Annotated in this window: 14 protein-coding genes; 4 read left to right on the top strand and 10 right to left on the bottom strand. The window is 71.4% G+C overall.

The features are described from left to right. Positions 1-264 precede the first annotated feature (264 nt). A complete protein-coding gene (locus IG74_RS0111330; RefSeq protein ID WP_030673807.1) occupies positions 265-633 on the bottom strand; it encodes a VOC family protein in 369 nt (122 codons plus the stop codon). Then, entirely contained in the window at positions 633-1,472 is an 840-nt protein-coding gene (locus tag IG74_RS0111325) for a trans-aconitate 2-methyltransferase (protein ID WP_030673804.1), read from the bottom strand. The genes IG74_RS0111330 and IG74_RS0111325 overlap by 1 nt, the downstream gene beginning before the upstream one ends. Before the next feature lie 314 nt (positions 1,473-1,786). Between IG74_RS0111325 and tamR the strand changes: the two genes are divergently transcribed. After that, entirely contained in the window at positions 1,787-2,284 is a 498-nt protein-coding gene (gene tamR, locus IG74_RS0111320; protein WP_030673801.1) for a MarR family transcriptional regulator TamR, read from the top strand. Here the strand turns inward: tamR and IG74_RS0111315 are convergent. Continuing rightward, on the bottom strand, positions 2,243-3,022 hold the full coding sequence (locus IG74_RS0111315; RefSeq protein ID WP_030673798.1) for a LuxR C-terminal-related transcriptional regulator: 780 nt from the start codon (positions 3,020-3,022) through the stop codon (positions 2,243-2,245). The genes tamR and IG74_RS0111315 overlap by 42 nt on opposite strands. A gap of 235 nt (positions 3,023-3,257) precedes the next feature. Between IG74_RS0111315 and IG74_RS0111310 the strand changes: the two genes are divergently transcribed. Next, positions 3,258-3,713, top strand: a complete 456-nt coding sequence (locus IG74_RS0111310; protein ID WP_030673795.1) for a GNAT family N-acetyltransferase — start codon at positions 3,258-3,260, stop codon at positions 3,711-3,713. 106 nt (positions 3,714-3,819) lie between these two features. Here the strand turns inward: IG74_RS0111310 and galK are convergent, their stop codons facing one another. Genes galK through galT form a run of 3 tightly spaced genes read right to left on the bottom strand, consistent with a single transcriptional unit; the run spans position 3,820 to position 6,999 of the window. After that, a complete protein-coding gene (gene galK, locus IG74_RS0111305) occupies positions 3,820-4,965 on the bottom strand; it encodes a galactokinase (protein WP_030673791.1) in 1,146 nt (381 codons plus the stop codon). Between the two features lie 7 nt (positions 4,966-4,972). Further along, complete coding sequence (gene galE / locus IG74_RS0111300) at positions 4,973-5,932, bottom strand: UDP-glucose 4-epimerase GalE (protein ID WP_030673788.1); 960 nt, start codon at positions 5,930-5,932, stop codon at positions 4,973-4,975. Beyond that, positions 5,932-6,999 carry a galactose-1-phosphate uridylyltransferase gene (gene galT, locus IG74_RS0111295; RefSeq protein WP_030673785.1) on the bottom strand — a complete coding sequence of 356 codons (1,068 nt, stop codon included), beginning with the start codon at positions 6,997-6,999 and terminating at the stop codon, positions 5,932-5,934. Before galT ends, galE begins: the two co-directional genes overlap by 1 nt. Positions 7,000-7,265: 266 nt before the next feature. Between galT and IG74_RS0111290 the strand changes: the two genes are divergently transcribed. Continuing rightward, positions 7,266-8,951 (top strand): sodium:solute symporter family protein, encoded by a 1,686-nt coding sequence (locus tag IG74_RS0111290; protein ID WP_030673782.1) that lies wholly within the window; start codon positions 7,266-7,268, stop codon positions 8,949-8,951. Positions 8,952-8,969: 18 nt separating this feature from the next. Next, a complete protein-coding gene (locus IG74_RS0111285) occupies positions 8,970-9,242 on the top strand; it encodes a hypothetical protein (RefSeq protein WP_030673779.1) in 273 nt (90 codons plus the stop codon). 113 nt (positions 9,243-9,355) lie between these two features. Here the strand turns inward: IG74_RS0111285 and IG74_RS0111280 are convergent, their stop codons facing one another. The 4 genes from IG74_RS0111280 to IG74_RS0111265 all read right to left on the bottom strand — a co-directional run bounded on the left by IG74_RS0111280 (position 9,356) and on the right by IG74_RS0111265 (position 16,116). Then, complete coding sequence (locus IG74_RS0111280; RefSeq protein ID WP_030673776.1) at positions 9,356-10,063, bottom strand: helix-turn-helix transcriptional regulator; 708 nt, start codon at positions 10,061-10,063, stop codon at positions 9,356-9,358. 278 nt (positions 10,064-10,341) lie between these two features. Continuing rightward, a complete protein-coding gene (locus IG74_RS0111275; protein WP_030673772.1) occupies positions 10,342-12,294 on the bottom strand; it encodes a PQQ-binding-like beta-propeller repeat protein in 1,953 nt (650 codons plus the stop codon). Positions 12,295-12,343: 49 nt separating this feature from the next. Beyond that, the gene (locus IG74_RS0111270) at positions 12,344-14,164 is read right to left on the bottom strand and encodes a PQQ-binding-like beta-propeller repeat protein (RefSeq protein WP_030673767.1); all 1,821 of its coding nucleotides are present in this window, start codon (positions 14,162-14,164) and stop codon (positions 12,344-12,346) included. A 146-nt stretch (positions 14,165-14,310) separates the two neighbouring features. Continuing rightward, on the bottom strand, positions 14,311-16,116 hold the full coding sequence (locus IG74_RS0111265; protein WP_030673764.1) for an ABC-F family ATP-binding cassette domain-containing protein: 1,806 nt from the start codon (positions 16,114-16,116) through the stop codon (positions 14,311-14,313). Positions 16,117-16,119 lie beyond the last annotated feature (3 nt).

Here is a 16,119-nt window from a genome sequence, read left to right as displayed (position 1 = left end):
GACCTGGCTGGGGCCGGGGGGCCGCCCTGACCCGGCGGGGCGTGGGCCCCGCGGGCTAAGCCCGCTGTCCCTCTGATGGGTGGGTGGGTGGGACCGCCCCGGCGGCGCGCAGCGCAGCCCCACGTCGCCACGGCTACGGGCAAGCGCCCCTCGCCTCGGGGCCACATGCCCGGGCGGGGCGCAGCCCCAGGTGCCGAGCACCCGCTGAGCAAGGGCGCAGCCCCACGTACCGCATGCCAGCAGGAAAGGGCGCGGCCCGGGGGCTCAGGCCCGGGGGGAGGGTTCCAGGAACTCCAGGCGGTTGCCTGCTGGGTCGTGGGCGTAGAAGCGGCGATGGCCAGGGAGCGCGTCGTCCCAGACGACGCCGACCCCGCAGGACACGAGCCGCGCGGCGTACGCCTCGATGCCGGTGACCCGCAGCCCGGGATGGGCCTTCCGCGCGGGCCGGAAGCCGTCCTCGACCCCGATGTGGAGCTGGACGAAGCCCGCCCGGAACCAGCAGCCGCCCCGCGCCGCGAGCACGGGCGGCTTGGGCACCTCCGCCATCCCGAGGACGTCGACGTAGAAGGCGCGGAGGGACGGTTCGCTGCCGGGCGGCGCGGCCAGCTGCACATGGTCCAGGGCGACCAGCATCACGCCGCCCCCGCGTCCTTGCGGGCCACCGCGAAGAGGCGGCGGAAGGGGAAGACGGTGCCGTGGTCCCGGCGCGGATAGGCCTCGCGCAGCAGGGCCCCGTACTCGGTGAGGAAGTCCTCGGTCGCCCGGGGGTCGTCGGCGAGGGCCGTGAGGACGGGGCGGAGCCCGGTGCCCTTGACCCAGTCGAGCACCGCGTCCTCGCCGGGCAGGACCTGGAGGTAGGTGGTCTCCCAGACGTCGGCGGCGCAGCCGAGCCCGGCGAGGAGGTCCAGGTACGCGGTGGGGTCGGGGACGGCGTCCGTGTGCCGGAGGCTCCCCGCGAGCCGTGCGCGCCAGCGCGGCGCCGCCGCCAGGTCCCGCATCAGCGCGTGGCTGGGCGCGTCGAAGTTGGCCGGGACCTGGAAGGCGAAGGTGCCGCCGGGCGCGAGGGCGGAGATCCAGGCGGCGAAGGACGCGGTGTGGCCCGGCACCCACTGGAAGGTGGCGTTGGAGAGGATCAGGTCGTACGGCTCCTGCGGCACCCACTCGGTGAGGTCGGCGGTGGCGAAGTCCACGCGGCCGCCGCCCGGCGTGGCACCGGCGTGGGCCGCGGCGCGCGCCAGCATGTCGGGCGAGTTGTCGTAGCCGGTGATGTGCGCGGTGGGCCAGCGCTCGGCGATGAGCGCGGTGGAGTTGCCGGGCCCGCAGCCGAGGTCGGCGATGCGCGGGGGGCGCCCGTGGCCGGGCGCGTTCACGTGGGCGAGGAGGTCGGTGAGGGCGCGATTGCGGTGGCCCGCGTGGCGCAGGTACTGGTTGGGGTCCCAGGTGGGAGAGGCGGGGGACGGCGTGGACGGCATGAGGGGGCTCCTCTGCGGCGCACGGGCGTGCATGCGGACGTACGCCGGGCGCGCGGGGCGTCAGGTGCCCCTGATGTGCGGGACGTACGTGCATGCGGGCGTGCGGACGGGCGGGGCCGTACGGGTGGGGCGCGGCGGCGGACGTCGGCGCGGCCCGGGGCGGCGCGGGGCGCGCGGCACCGGGGGCGTGCGGACGCACGCCGTGCGGCCGCCCCGTACGGACAGGGCGTGCCGATCGGTCGCCGCCATCCTCACCCCATGACTATCTTGACGTCAAGAGACTTCATGTCGACAGACCCCCTACACTGATCGTCATGGAGGACGAGGTCGACCGGCTGGTCGCTGCGTGGCGCCGGGAGCGCCCTGACCTCGACGTGGAACCGCTCGAGGTGCTGAGCCGCGTGAGCAGGCTGGCGCGCCACCTCGACAGGGCGCGTCGACTGGCGTTCTCCGAGCACGAGCTGGAGCCCTGGGAGTTCGACGTACTGACGTCGCTGCGGCGCGCGGGCGCGCCCTATCAGCTGTCCCCCGGCCAGCTCCTCACCCAGACCCTGGTGACCTCCGGCACGATGACGAACCGCATCGACCGGCTCACCAAGAAGGGCCTCGTCGAGCGCCTGCCCGATCCGAGCGACCGCCGGGGCGTGCTCGTACGGCTCACCGACGAGGGCCGCGACCGCGCCGATCAGGCTCTGGCGGGCCTGCTTGAGCAGGAGCGGGCGATCCTCGGCGAGCTGTCGCGCGCCCAGCGCGGTGAACTGGCCGTGCTGCTACGCCAGTTGACCGCCCCGTTCGACAACATCCCCGGCTAGGTCGACCGGGCCGACGCCGGCCCTGCGGGCCAGGGCGACGGCGGCGAGCGTGGAGTGCACGCCGAGCTTGCCGAGCACGTTCTGCATATGGGTGCGGACCGTGTGCGGGGACAGGAAGAGGCGTTCCGCGACGGCCTTGCGGCCGAGGCCCGCGACCATGCAGCGCAGCACCTCGCGTTCGCGCGGCGTCAGGGACTCCACGAGCCGCTCGCTCTCCGTGCGGTGCTTGCGGGCCGCGGTCAGTTCGCGCAGTACGCCGGTGAGCAGGGCGGGCGGCAGATGCGTCTCGTCCCGCAGCACGCCGCGGATGACGGTGAGCAGCCGGGAGAGCGAACAGTCCTTCGCCACCCAGCCCGAGGCCCCGGCCTGGAGCGCGAGTGCGGCGCGGCGCGGGTCGTCCTTCTCCGCGAGGACGACGGTCCGCACGGCGGGCTGTGCCGAACGCACCCCCGTGACCAGGGAGATGCCGTCCACGAGCCCGTCCGCCTGGCCGTCGTGCACCGGTACCGCCGGGCGGGCCGCACTGTGCAGCGCGGGTGCGGTGCCGCCGAGGTCGGCGTCCACGAGCAGCACGTCGTATCTGCGGCCTTCGGCGGCCGCACGGTCAAGGCAGCGCAGCGCCGCCGGGCCGCTGCCCGCGGCGGACACGTCCACGTCGGGCTCGGCGGCGAGCGCGGCCGCGAGCGACTCGGCGAAGATGCGATGGTCGTCGACGACCAGGACTCGGATTCGAACCACGGAAACCCCCACAGGCTGGAGGACGGTGGACCAAGTGCGGATACGGCGCCCGGCATGAGGGAGCACCGCAGCCGCACGGCCGCCGCCGTGCTGTGACTGCCACCCCCAGGCCGGGCGTCGTACCCGACTGTCTCGCCCCCTGAACGGCGCCGGCCCCCACCGGCGCTGCCCTTCAGAGTACGGACGGGGGCCCGGAGCGGAAGTGGATTTGCAGAACTGATTGTCCGGCGCGTTTATGGTGAGCCGTATGTTTCGTATTGAGACAGGAGTCGACAAAGAACGGCTTCGTCTGCTTCGGGCGCGGCTGCGGACGGCCAATACGGACGCCTCACCCGTGCTGCGGGCGATGCGGGGGACCCCTGCCGAGCGGGAAGTGCCGCTCGGGATCTGGGCGTTGGGGGACGGCGACGCGCTGGTCGGGGGCCTGTCCGGGCACACGTGGGCGGGGTGGCTGCACGTGGCCCTGCTCTGGGTCGCGCCGGGCGCGCGCGGCGCGGGGCTCGGGGGGCGGTTGCTCGCGCGGGCGGAGGCGGTGGCTCGGGCGGAGCGTGGCTGCCGCAACTCCCGTCTGGAGACGTGGGACTTCCAGGCTCCGGCGTTCTACGAGAAGCAGGGCTACGCAGTCGTGTGCGCCATCCCCGACTACCCCGAGGGCGCCACGGAGTACACCCTGACGAAGCGCTTGGGCTGACCTTCGCGGGGCGCCCCTGACCCGCCCCTTCCCGACCTGGGGCTCCGCCCCAGACCCCGCTCCTCAAACGCCGGAGAGGCTGAAAGATCAAGCAGGGTCGCGAGGGTCAGGCCACCCGGTGGGCCCCCCGTGACGGCTCGGCCTCGAAGACGCGGGGCTCGGGGTGGCCCGCGCGGGTGAACGCGGTGTGGAGGGCCTTCGTGAGCGCCTCCGTGTCCGCCGCCTCCGCGAGGACGACCGCGGAGCCGCCGAACCCGCCCCCGGTCATGCGCGCGCCCAGCGCCCCCGCCCCGCACGCCGTCTCGACGGCGAGGTCGAGTTCGGGGCAGGAGATGCGCAGGTCGTCCCGGAGGGAGGCATGGCCTTCGGTGAGGACGGGGCCGATGCCGCGCACGTCGCCCGCGTCGAGGAGGGCCCCGACCCGCTCGACGCGGTGGTCGTCGGAGACGACGTGCCGGACGTAGCGGCGGACGCGGTCGTCGGTCAAGCGGTCGAGGGCCGCGGAGAGTTCGGCGTACGGGACGTCCCGCAGGTGGGAGACGCCGAGCGCGCGCGCCCCTGCCTCGCAGCCCGCGCGCCGCTTCGCGTACGCCCCGTCGCCCAGCTCGTGCTGCACGCGCGTGTCGACGACGAGCAGGCGCAGGCCGTGCGCGGCGAGGTCGAAGGGGACCTGGCGCACGGACAGGTCGCGGCAGTCGAGGTGCAGGACGTGTCCGGGCTCGCAGACGGCGGCGGCCATCTGGTCCATGACGCCGCAGGGCACGCCCACGAAGGCGTTCTCGGCGCGCTGGGCGAGGAGCGCCAACTCGCGCCGGGACAGGCCGAGTTGGTAGAGGTCGTTCAGGGCGAGCGCCGTGACCACCTCCAGGGCCGCCGAGGAGGACAGGCCCGCCCCGGTCGGCACCGTGGAGGCCAGGTGCAGATCCGCGCCGCCGACCGGGTGTCCGGCCGCGCGCAGCGCCCAGACGACGCCCGCGGGGTAGGCGGCCCAGCCGCCGCTGTCGCAGAGCGGTTCGAGGCCGGCCGCGGCGAGCTCGACGACGGGTCCTTCGACGTCGGCGGAGTGCAGCCGCAGGATCCCGTCGTCGCGGCGGGCGACCGCGGCCACCGCCGTGTGCGGCAGGGCGAGCGGCATCACGAAGCCCTCGTTGAAGTCCGTGTACTCGCCGATGAGGTTGACGCGGCCCGGTGCCGCCCACACCCCGGCGGGCTCGTATCCGTAGAGGGCGGTGAACTCCTCGGCGACGGACATGGATCGGTTACCCCTTTCGCTGGGCGAAAGCCCAGGCGTCGGCGACGATGCCCGCGAGGTCGGCGCGGGCGGGCCGCCAGCCGAGGCGCTCGTGGGCGGTGGCGGCGGAGGCGACGAGGACCGCCGGGTCGCCGCCCCTGCGGGCGGCGACGACCTCGGGGATCGGGTGCCCGGTCACCTGGCGGACGGTCTCGATGACCTCGCGCACGGAGAAGCCGCTGCCGTTGCCGAGGTTGCAGATGAGGTGTTCGCCCGGCGTGGCGGCGTCGAGGGCGCGCAGATGGGCTTCGGCGAGGTCGGCGACGTGGATGTAGTCGCGGACGCAGGTGCCGTCGGGGGTCGCGTAGTCGTCGCCGAAGACCGAGATCGCCTCGCGCCTGCCCTGGGCGACCTGGAGGACGAGCGGGATGAGGTGCGACTCGGGGTCGTGGCGCTCGCCGAACTCGCCATAGGCGCCCGCCACGTTGAAGTAGCGCAGGGAGACCGCGCCCAGGCCGTGGGCCTTCGCCTCGCCCGTGATCATGTGGTCGACGGCGAGTTTGGAGGCGCCGTAGGGGGAGGTCGGGGCGGTCGGGTCGGTCTCCTTGATGGGGGTGCTCACCGGTTCGCCGTAGGTCGCGGCGGTGGAGGAGAAGACGAGGGTGCGCACGTGGGCGTCGCGCATGGCGGCGAGCAGGGCCATGGTGCCGCCGACGTTGTTGTCCCAGTACTTCTCGGGCTTCGCGACGGACTCGCCGACCTGGGAGAAGGCGGCGAAGTGCAGGACGGCCGCGTACGAGGAATCCAGCCACTTGGCGGCATCGCGGATGTCGCCCTCGATGAACGTGGCGCCCGCGGGGACGCCCTCGCGGAAGCCCGTGGAGAGGTTGTCGAGGACCGTGACCTCGTGCCCGGCCTCGATCAGATGCTGTGCGACGACGCTGCCGACATAGCCCGCGCCGCCCGTGACCAGGTACTTCGCACTCATCAACTCGCTACCTCTCGCAGTCGCTCGGCCGCGGCCTCCGGCGGCACGTCATTGATGAACACACTCATGCCGGATTCGGAACCCGCGAGGAACTTCAGCTTGCCCGAAGTGCGGCGAATGGTGAAAAGCTCGAGGTGGAGTGCGAAGTCGTCGCGATTGACGCCGTCGTACGCGGTGTAGGCGCCGGGCGCGGCGAAGGGCGCCTGGTGCCAGGCGGCGATGTAGGGGGTCGGGGACCCGTCCGTGTCGAAGATCCGGTCGAACCGCTTGAGCAGCTCCAGATAGACGCCGGGGAACTCGGCGCGCGCCGCCTCGTCGAGGCCGAGCAGGTCGGGGACGCGGCGCTTGGGGTAGAGGTGCACCTCGTAGGGCCAGTGCGCGGCGTGCGGCACGAAGGCCACCCAGTGCGCGGCGTCCAGGACGACGCGTTCGCCCGCGCGCTCGTCGGCGAGGACGTCGTCGAAGAGGTTGCGGCCGCCGGTGGCCTTCTTGTGCGCGGAAAGGGAGCGCAGCATCAGGGCCGTGCGGGGGGTCACGAAGGGGTAGGCGTAGATCTGGCCGTGCGGGTGGCCGAGGGTCACGCCGATCTCCGCGCCGCGGTTCTCGAAGCAGAACACCTGCTGGACGGCGGGCAGGTGGGACAGTTCGGCGGTGCGGTCGGTCCAGGCCTCCAGGACGAGCCCGGCCTGCTCCTCGGTGAGGTCGGCGAAGGACAGCGTGTGGTCGGAGGTGAAGCAGACGACCTCGCAGCGGCCCGCGTCGCCCGCGAGGGACGGGAAGCGGTTCTCGAAGACCACGACGTCGTACGCCGGCTCGGGGATCTCGGTGGGCCGCTCGGCGGTGGAGGGGCACAGGGGGCACTGGTCGGCCGGGGGGTGGTAGGTGCGGCCCTGGCGGTGGGAGGCGATCGCGACGCTGTCGCCGAGGAGGGGGTCCCGGCGGATCTCCGCGGTGGTGGCGACGGCGTCGAGGGGGCGCCGGTCGGGGGCGGCGCGGACGGTGTCGTCGCGTACGTCGTAGTAGATGAGCTCACGACCGTCAGCGAGACGCGTCGAGGTCTTCTTCACGTGTGGGGCTCCTCATCCCGCCCGCCAACAGAACCGAACATAACAAATCACAAGCCAACAGCCGCGTCAATGCCCACCGCCGGTGCGCACGCCTCGCACCCTCCGTAATCACGCAAACCTGGCGCACACCCGGGCTCGATCACAATCAAACAAAGAACATCAACAGAACTGTTCACTTCCTGAAGCGGGCGGCGTAGGTTCCCGTCTGATCAGTTCGCGTCAGTCCGCGCGACGAAGCGAGTTCTCGGACGTCCCCGGAGTTCTCTATGCCTGCACCCACCCACACCCTGGCCGAGGGGCTCCGGCTGCCCGTCAACGGCCTCGACTACGTCATCCTCGCCCTCTACTTCGCGGTCGTCCTCGGTATCGGGTTCGCCGCCCGGCGCTCGGTGCGGACCAGCCTCGACTTCTTCCTGTCCGGCCGCTCGCTGCCCGCCTGGGTGACCGGCCTCGCCTTCGTCGCCGCCAACCTCGGCGCCACCGAGATCCTCGGCATGGCGGCGACCGGCGCGCAGTACGGCGTCGCCGTCGTGCACTGGTACTGGATCGGCGCCATCCCCGCCATGGTCTTCCTGGGCCTGGTGATGATGCCGTTCTACTACCGCTCGAAGGTGCGCTCCGTCCCCGAGTTCCTGCTCCAGCGCTTCGACAGGTCGGCCCATCTGCTCAGCTCGGCGCTCTTCGCCTTCGCCGCGATCCTCATCGCGGGCGTGAACCTCTACGCCCTGTCGATCGTCGTGGAGGCGCTGCTCGGCTGGCCGCAGTGGGTGGCGATCGTGGTCGCCGGGATCTTCGTGCTCGCGTACATCACCATCGGCGGCCTGTCCTCGGCGATCTACAACGAGGTGCTGCAGTTCTTCGTCATCCTCGCCGCGCTCATCCCGATCTGCGTCATCGGCATGAAGAAGGTCGGCGGCTGGGACGGCCTGAGCGGCAACCTGGAGAAGCAACACGGCGACAACTTCCTCACCGCCTGGAGCGGCACCGGCATCGGCGACCCCAATCCGCTGGGCGCCAACTGGCTCACCATCATCCTGGGCCTCGGCTTCGTGCTCTCCTTCGGCTACTGGACGACGAACTTCGCCGAGGTGCAGCGGGCCCTGTCCGCGAAGAACCTCTCGGCCGCGCAGCGCACCCCGCTGATCGCCGCGTTCCCGAAGATGTTCATCGTGTTCCTGGTGATGCTGCCGGGGCTCATCGCGGCGGTGCTCGTCCCGAAGATCGGCACGGCGGGCTCGGACCTCACCTACAACGACGCGATCCCCTACCTGATGCAGGAGTTGCTGCCCAACGGCGTGCTCGGCATCGCGGTCACCGGTCTGCTCGCCGCGTTCATGGCGGGCATGGCGGCCAACGTGTCCTCCTTCAACACCGTGTTCACGTACGACATCTGGGCGCGGTACGTGGTCAAGGGCCGCGAGGACGGCTACTACTTGAAGTTCGGCCGCCTCATCACCGCGATCGGCGTGCTCGCCTCGATCGGCACGGCCTTCATCGCCTCGTCCTTCTCCAACATCATGGGCTACCTCCAGACGCTGTTCTCCTTCTTCAACGTCCCGATGTTCGTGGTCTTCATCATCGGCATGTTCTGGAAGCGGGCCTCCATGCAATCCGGTGTGTGGGGGCTGCTCGCGGGCACCACCGCCGCGATGCTCAACTACTTCTGGATCTACAAGCAGGGGGTCGTCGACATCCCCACCGACCAGGGCGCCAACTTCGTCTCCGCGATCGTCGGCTTCGTCGCCGGTGCGGTGGTGATGGTGGCGGTCACGTTCTTCACCGCGCCGAAGCCCGAGGCCGACCTTGCGGGGCTCGTGTACGGCACGGCGTCGCCCGGTCTGGAGGACGACGGCGCCGAGCCCGGCGACTCCGCCTGGTACCGCAGGCCCGCGCTGCTCGGCTGGGGCGCGGTGGTCCTCGCCGCGGCCTGCTACGTCCCCTACTCGTTCTGACCGGAGGGCCAAGCCATCATGTCCGACCTGCAGAAGGAAGTCTCCGACCTGGAGCGGAAGTCCGCGACGGCCGCGCGGCTCTTCGACATCCGGCGGATCATCGGGGGCCTGTTCGTCGTGTACGGCGTGATCGTGACGATCGCGGGGATCACGGCGTCCGACGCCGACCTCGACAAGGCCGAGGGCATCAACATCAACCTCTGGACCGGCCTGGGCATGCTCGCCCTGGGCCTCTTCTTCCTCACCTGGCTGTGGCTCCGGCCCACGCCGCCCCCTGTCCGGGAGGACTGACCCGCGTGGGACGCCCCTGACCCGCCCCTTCCCGATCCGGGGGCTGCCGCCCCCGTACCCCCGCTCTTCGGCGCGGAGGCCGATGAGGGCCGGGCCACGGAGGGCTGTGGGGGCTACTGGGGCGTGCCCGAGTTGTTCACGCGGCCGCCCGAGGCGGGGCGCTCCGCGCGGTCCAGGAGGCCCGTGCGGGCGGCGAGGGCCGCCGCCTCCAGGCGGGAGCCCACGCCCAGCTTCATCAGCACCCGCTGCACATGCGTGCGCGCCGTGCTGGGCGCGATCCCCATGCCCGCCGCGATGAGCCGCGTGTCCTCACCGTCCGCGACCCGCACGAGCACCTCGACCTCACGCGGCGTGAGCATCTGGAGGAGCCGCTGCCCCTCGTCGTCGGGCTGCGCCGCGGGGTTGAGCAGCTCGCTGAAGGCGCCTTGGAGCAATTGAGGCGCGACGGCGGCCTCACCGGCGCGCGCCTTCATGATGGCGCGCTCGACTCCTTCGATGCGCTCGTCGTGCCGCACGTACCCGGACGCGCCGGAGGCGAAGGCCGCCGCGATGCCGCGCGGTGACGGCACGGGCCCGAGCACCACCACGGCCACCTGCGGACGCTCCCGCTTGATCTTGACCACGGGGTCGAACATGCCCGGCTCAGCGGGCGTCGCCGTGCCAAGGAGGCACACCTCGGGAGCCCTGCTGATGACCAGCTCGGCCGCGCCCGCGGCGGGCGCGGCCGCGGCCAGCACCCGGTGCCCGCGCAGCTTGAGCGCCGAGGCGAGCGCCTCGGCGAGCAGTCGGTGGTCGTCGACCACCATGAGCCGCACACCCATCGAGCTACCCCCCAATGTCCCCCACGGATTCCCCCACTGGTCCCCCCACGGACCCGGGGCCCCGGCCCTCCATCCCCCGGAAGCTACACGCTTGTTCGACGTTGCGCTGCCCCTACCGTCCAGATGCAGCCCTGGATGCCGAAATCACTGCCTTTGGGGTAGCGGCAGTACGGAAGTACGGAGAGTGAACGGCCCCGGAGACGGGAACGGCCCCGGACCGTGCGGTCCGGGGCCGTTGGTGGCGGTGCGTGACCGGTGCCGATCCGGTCAGGCGCCGGTCATCCCGTGGTGAAGCCCAGCGCGATGTACTCCTTGTCGTCCTTGGAGTACGGCTTGCTGATCAGCTCCTTGCCCATGAACAGGTGGCCGTTGCCGTACAGGACCTCGTTGGACTTGGGCACCATGCCGCTGATGGCGCTGCTGACCGATTCGGTCGCGGGCGTCTCCAGGAGCGTGGTCTCCTTCATCGACTTGCCGTCGAGCGAGACGACCTTGGCGCCCTTGTTGTAGCCGCCGCCCTTGTACCCGAGGAGGTTGCCGCCGTCCATGCGCAGCGGGAACATCTCGCCGTCCTTGCCCGCGTCCGCGCGGTCACCGGTGGTCTTGCCCGTGGCCAGGGAGAAACCGATGATCTCGTTGGTGAAGCCGTAGCCGGAGCCGCCCGCGTCGTGCTGGCGCGTGGGCACGTACAGCTTGTCGTTGCCGACGACGATCGCCTTGCAGCTGTAGACCTTGTTGACGTCGCAGTCGTGGGAGTACTTGCCGTCCTCCAGCTTGATGCGGGCGCGCAGCTTGCCGCTGTTGCTCAGCGAGAAGACGTCGGTGGCGCCGCTCGCCGTGATCTCCTCGGTGTCCTGGCCGAAGACGACCGGGTTGGTCGAGATGATCTTGGCGTTGTCGATGCCCGCGGCCAGCGGGTAGCTCCACTTGTCGTCGCCCGTCTTGGGGTCGAGGAGCTGGATCTTGAGCTTGGGGTCGTCGTAGTCACCGCACTTGCGGACCGCGACGAGCTGGTCGCCGCCCGCGTAGCCGACGTCCTTGCACTTGTCGCCGATCTGCGGCTTCCACAGGAGCTTGCCGGAGAGGTCCCAGGCGGCGCCGGTGCCGCCGGTGCCGGAGCCCGCGGCGATGGTGGAGCCGGAGAGGGTGATCTCCTCGAACTCCACCTTCATGCCGCTGTTGGTGACGTCCTTGGTCCACAGCTTCTTGCCGGTCTTCAGGTTGATCGCGGAGACCTGGCTGCAGTCCGGGTACTTGTTCGCCTTGGAGGCCTTGGCGTCCTTGGCGACGACGGCGGTGATGCCGTCCTTGGTGATCTCCTTGGAGACCGCGCAGGTCTCGCCGGTGAGCGGGATCGACCACTTCTCCTTGCCGGAGGAGGGGTCGTACGCGATCAGGGCGTGGTCCTTGTCCTTGCCCTGGTAGCCGGACTTGACGACGGCGTCGTCGGTCAGCCAGGAGCCCTCGACGCTCCACACGTCGTCCTTGGGCACGGCGGGCGCGGGGACCTGGAAGGCCACCTTGGCGCTGGTGTTCGCCGGGGCCTTCTCCTTGGCGGGGCCGCCGGAGGGCAGCTCCTTCTTGTCGCCGCCCTTGCCGTCCTTGCCGTCCTTGCCGCCGTCCTTCTTGGCGCTGCTGCTCTTGTCGTCGTCCTTCTTCGTGGACGCGTAGATCACGCCGCCGCCGACGATCAGCGCGATCGCGGCGACCGCCGCGACGATGATCGTCATCTGCTTCTTCTTGCCGTTGGCACCGCCCGGGCCGCCGGGGCCCGCGGGCTGCGGCTGCATCGACACGGTGGGCGGCTGCGGGTAGCCGTACTGCGGCTGGCCGGGGTAGCCCTGGCCCGGCTGCTGACCGTAGGCGGGCTGCTGGCCGTAGGCGGGCGTGGCGGGCTGGCCGTACGCGGGGGCCGCGGGCTGGCCGTACGCGGGAGCCGCGGGCTGGCCGTACGCCGGCGGGGCGGGCGGTGCCTGCGGCGGGGCGGCGGGGGGCGGGGTCTGCGGGGCCTGGGGCGCCTGCGGGTAGCCGTACGGCGCCTGGGGCTGGCCCTGCGGGGGCGGCGGCGGGGTGCCCGGTGCCTGCGGGTAGCCGTAGCCCGGCTCCGGGGCCTTGCCGAAACCTCCCTGCTGGGGGTCCTGGGGCGCGCCGAAACCGCCGGACGGCGGATCCTGCGGGGCGCCGAACCCGCCCTGCGGGGGCTCGTTGGGCGGCTGGGGCGGCTGAGTCATGACGTCTTTTCCTTGGGGGGACGGAAGGGGAACCAAGAGGTGGGGAGGGTCACTTGCCGTAGGCCAGCATCAGCTTCTCGCGGCCCTGCGCGCTGCCGGAGAGGCGCGTGGTGGAGATGTAGAAGCGCCCGTCCACGTAGTCGATCGCCTTCGAGAAGAAGCCGTTCTCGATCTTCGACGTCCCCTCGGGGTTCTTGAGCAGCGTCTTCGGCGTGTGCGAGCCGCTCGGCGCGATGGAGACGACCTGGCCGCCGCTGGTGTACGACGGCTTGACGTAGGCGATGAGCTGACCGTCCTGGGTCTTCATCGGCATCATCGAGGTGTCCGACGGGGACTTGACGCGCCAGTTCGCCTTGCCGGTGTTGAGGCCGATCGCGACGATCTCGTTGGCGCCGGTGGTCTTCTTCGTCGGCAGGTACAGGTACTTGTCGTCGGCGACGGCGCCCGAGCAGCCCTGCAGGTCGTTGACCATGATGCCGCCCCAGCCGCACTCGGGCGCGAAGTCCTCGTTGACGCGGACCTCGGAGCGGGTGGCGTCGCTACCCGGCTTGAGCGTGGTGATGTTCCACTGCTTCTTGTCCTCGTTGGTGAGGTAGAGGACGGTCGGGGTGGTGGAGTAGACCTTGCTCAGCCGCCAGCCCTTGGGGAACTTCTTCGTCCACTTGGCCTTGCCCGTCTTCGGGTCCAGCTCCTGGACCTCGTCGTGCTCGGTGGGCGTGCTGGCGCCGCAGGACAGCGCCCGCAGCAGCCGGTCACCGCCGGTGAAGCCGTTCGGGAAGCAGGTGCCCTCGTCCTTCTTGCGGGAGACGAACAGCTCGTCGCCGCTGCTCATGCTGTACGCGGTGCCGGACTGCGAGCGGCCGACCATCAGGGTGTCGCCGGTGATGGTCAGCTCGATGCTGAGCGTGGAGTCGAAGAGACCTTCCTCCTTGATCTGCTTCTTCCAGCCCTCCTTGCCCGTCTTCAGGTCGATGACCTGGAGCTGGTCGCACTTGGCGTCGCTCTTCGTGCCGCCCTTGTACGCGATGACGACCTTGCCGTCCTCGCTGACCTGGCGGGACGCCGCGCAGATGTCCTGGGGCAGCTCGACGGCGGGCCAGGCGGGCTTGCCCGAGTCGACCTCGTAGCCGAGGACTTCCTTGTAAACGGCCTTGACGGCGATGTTGCCCTCGACCCACATGCCGGGGGCGTCGGCGCCCTTGCCGGGGGCCTTGGGGGCTTCCTTGTACCAGAGGACCTTCGACTCACCGGCCTGGCGGCCCTCGTTGAGGTCCTCCTTGCCCGCGTGGCCGTCGCCGCTGCCGTCGCCCGGGTTGACCGGGGCGGACGCGGTGGGCTTGGGGTCCTTGTTCTTGGACTCGGACTTCTTCTCGTCGTCGCCGCCGCTGGTGAGCGCGTAGACCGCGCCGCCCGCGACGAGCAGGGTGGCCACGGCGGCCCCGATGATCACCGCGGTCTTGCCCTTGAAGGGGCTCTTGCCGCCGCCACCGCCGGGCGGCGGGGTGGCCGGGCCGCCGGGGCCGCCGGGGTACTGCTGCTGCGGAAAGCCGTAGCCGGCGGGCTGCTGGGGCTGGCCGTAGGGGCCGGGCTGCTGGGGCTGGCCGTACGGGCCCGGCTGCTGGGGCTGGCCGTAAGAGCCGGGCTGCTGCGGCTGACCGTACGGACCCGGCTGCTGCGGATAGCCGTACGCGCCGGCCTGCGCGGGCGGCTGCTGCGGGTAGCCGTAGCCGGGCTGCGGGGCCGGGGGAGGCGACTGCGGCGGACCCGCGGGAGGCGTCGGCGGCTGCGGCGGGCCGGACTGCCGCGGGTCCTGTGGATCCTGTGGAGCTCCGAAGCCGCCGTGCGGCGGCTGGTTGGGCGGCTGAGTCATCAGCGCTTCCCCCTTCACTGATTTTTCGGCACGCCAAGTGGTGCTCAGGCCGACCTTTCTATCACTCCAATCAAGCCATGGCCGGGACCGGTCCTGACCCTGTGCCCAAGGGAGGACCGGCCCGTGATGCGTCCGTTACGCGATACTCACGCGTTCTCCGCGAGCTCCAGCCAGCGCATTTCCAACTCTTCACGCTCGCTGCCGAGTTCGCGCAGTTCGGCGTCCAGTTTGGCCACCTTCTCGAAGTCTGTGGCGTTATCGGCGATCTGCGTGTGGAGGGTGTTCTCCTTGGCCGAGATCTTGTCCAGCTGCCGCTCGATCTTCTGGAGTTCCTTCTTCGCGGCGCGGGCGTCGGCGGCGGAGACCGCGTTGGTCTCGGGCTCGGGGCGCGCCGCGGGGGCCGGGGCCGCGGCCTCGGTCATCCGCCGCCTGCGCTCCAGGTACTCGTCGATGCCGCGCGGCAGCATCCGCATCGTGGCGTCGCCGAGCAGCGCGTGCACCCGGTCCGTGGTCCGCTCGACGAAGAACCGGTCGTGCGAGATCACGATCATCGAGCCGGGCCAGCCGTCGAGCAGGTCCTCCAGCTGCGTGAGGGTCTCGATGTCGAGGTCGTTGGTGGGCTCGTCGAGGAAGAGCACGTTCGGCTCGTCCATCAGGAGGCGAAGGAGCTGGAGCCTGCGCCGCTCACCGCCGGACAGGTCGCCGACCGGCGTCCACTGCTTCTCCTTGCTGAAGCCGAACGTCTCGCACAGCTGGCCCGCGGTCATCTCCCGGCCCTTGCCGAGGTCGACGCGCTCGCGCACCTGCTGCACGGCCTCCAGGACGCGCGTGGCCGGGTCGAGCTCGGCGACCTCCTGGGAGAGGTAGGCGAGCTTCACGGTCTTGCCGACGGCGATGCGGCCCGCCGCGGGCTGCGTCTCGCCCTCGGAGCGGGCGGCTTCCGCCATGGCTCGCAGGAGCGAGGTCTTGCCCGCGCCGTTCACGCCCACCAGGCCGATGCGGTCGCCCGGGCCGAGCTGCCACGTCAGGTGCTTCAGGAGCAGCTTGGGACCGGCCTGTACGGACACGTCCTCCAGGTCGAAGACGGTCTTGCCGAGCCGGGTGGTGGCGAACTTCATCAGCTCGCTGGTGTCGCGCGGCGGCGGCACGTCCTTGATCAGCTCGTTGGCGGCCTCGACGCGGAAGCGCGGCTTGGAGGTGCGGGCCGGGGCGCCGCGGCGCAGCCACGCCAGCTCCTTGCGGACCAGGTTCTGCCGCTTGACCTCCTCCGTGGCCGCGATGCGCTCGCGCTCGGCGCGCGCGAAGACGTAGTCGGAGTAGCCGCCCTCGTACTCGTAGACCGTGCCCTTCTGCACGTCCCACATGCGGGTGCACACCTGGTCGAGGAACCAGCGGTCGTGCGTCACGCAGACGAGGGCCGAGCGGCGCTCCCGCAGGTGCTGCGCGAGCCAGGAGATGCCCTCCACGTCGAGGTGGTTGGTGGGCTCGTCGAGCACGATCAGGTCCTGCTCGGCGATGAGCAGCTGGGCGAGCGCGATGCGGCGCCGCTCGCCGCCGGACAGCGGCCCGATGACGGTGTCGAGGCCCTGCGGGAAGCCCGGCAGGTCGAGCCCGCCGAAGAGGCCGGTGAGGACGTCCCGGATCTTGGCGTTGCCCGCCCACTCGTGGTCGGCGAGGTCGCCGATGACCTCGTGGCGCACGGTCGCCGCGGGGTCGAGCGAGTCGTGCTGGGTCAGTACGCCCAGGCGCAGGCCGCCGCTGTGCGTAACGCGCCCGGTGTCGGCCTCCTCCAGCTTGGCGAGCATCCGGATGAGGGTCGTCTTCCCGTCACCGTTGCGCCCGACGACGCCGATCCGGTCGCCCTCGGAGACGCCCAGCGAGACGCCGTCGAGCAGCGCGCGGGTGCCGTACACCTTGCTGACTGCCTCGACATTGACGAGGTTGACGGCCATTTC

Origin of the sequence: Streptomyces sp. NRRL B-1347 (assembly GCF_000720325.1) — a bacterium.
GTDB lineage: Bacteria > Actinomycetota > Actinomycetes > Streptomycetales > Streptomycetaceae > Streptomyces.
The sequence above is the reverse complement of the archived record's forward strand: the minus strand, read 5'-3'. Positions and strand labels throughout refer to the sequence as shown.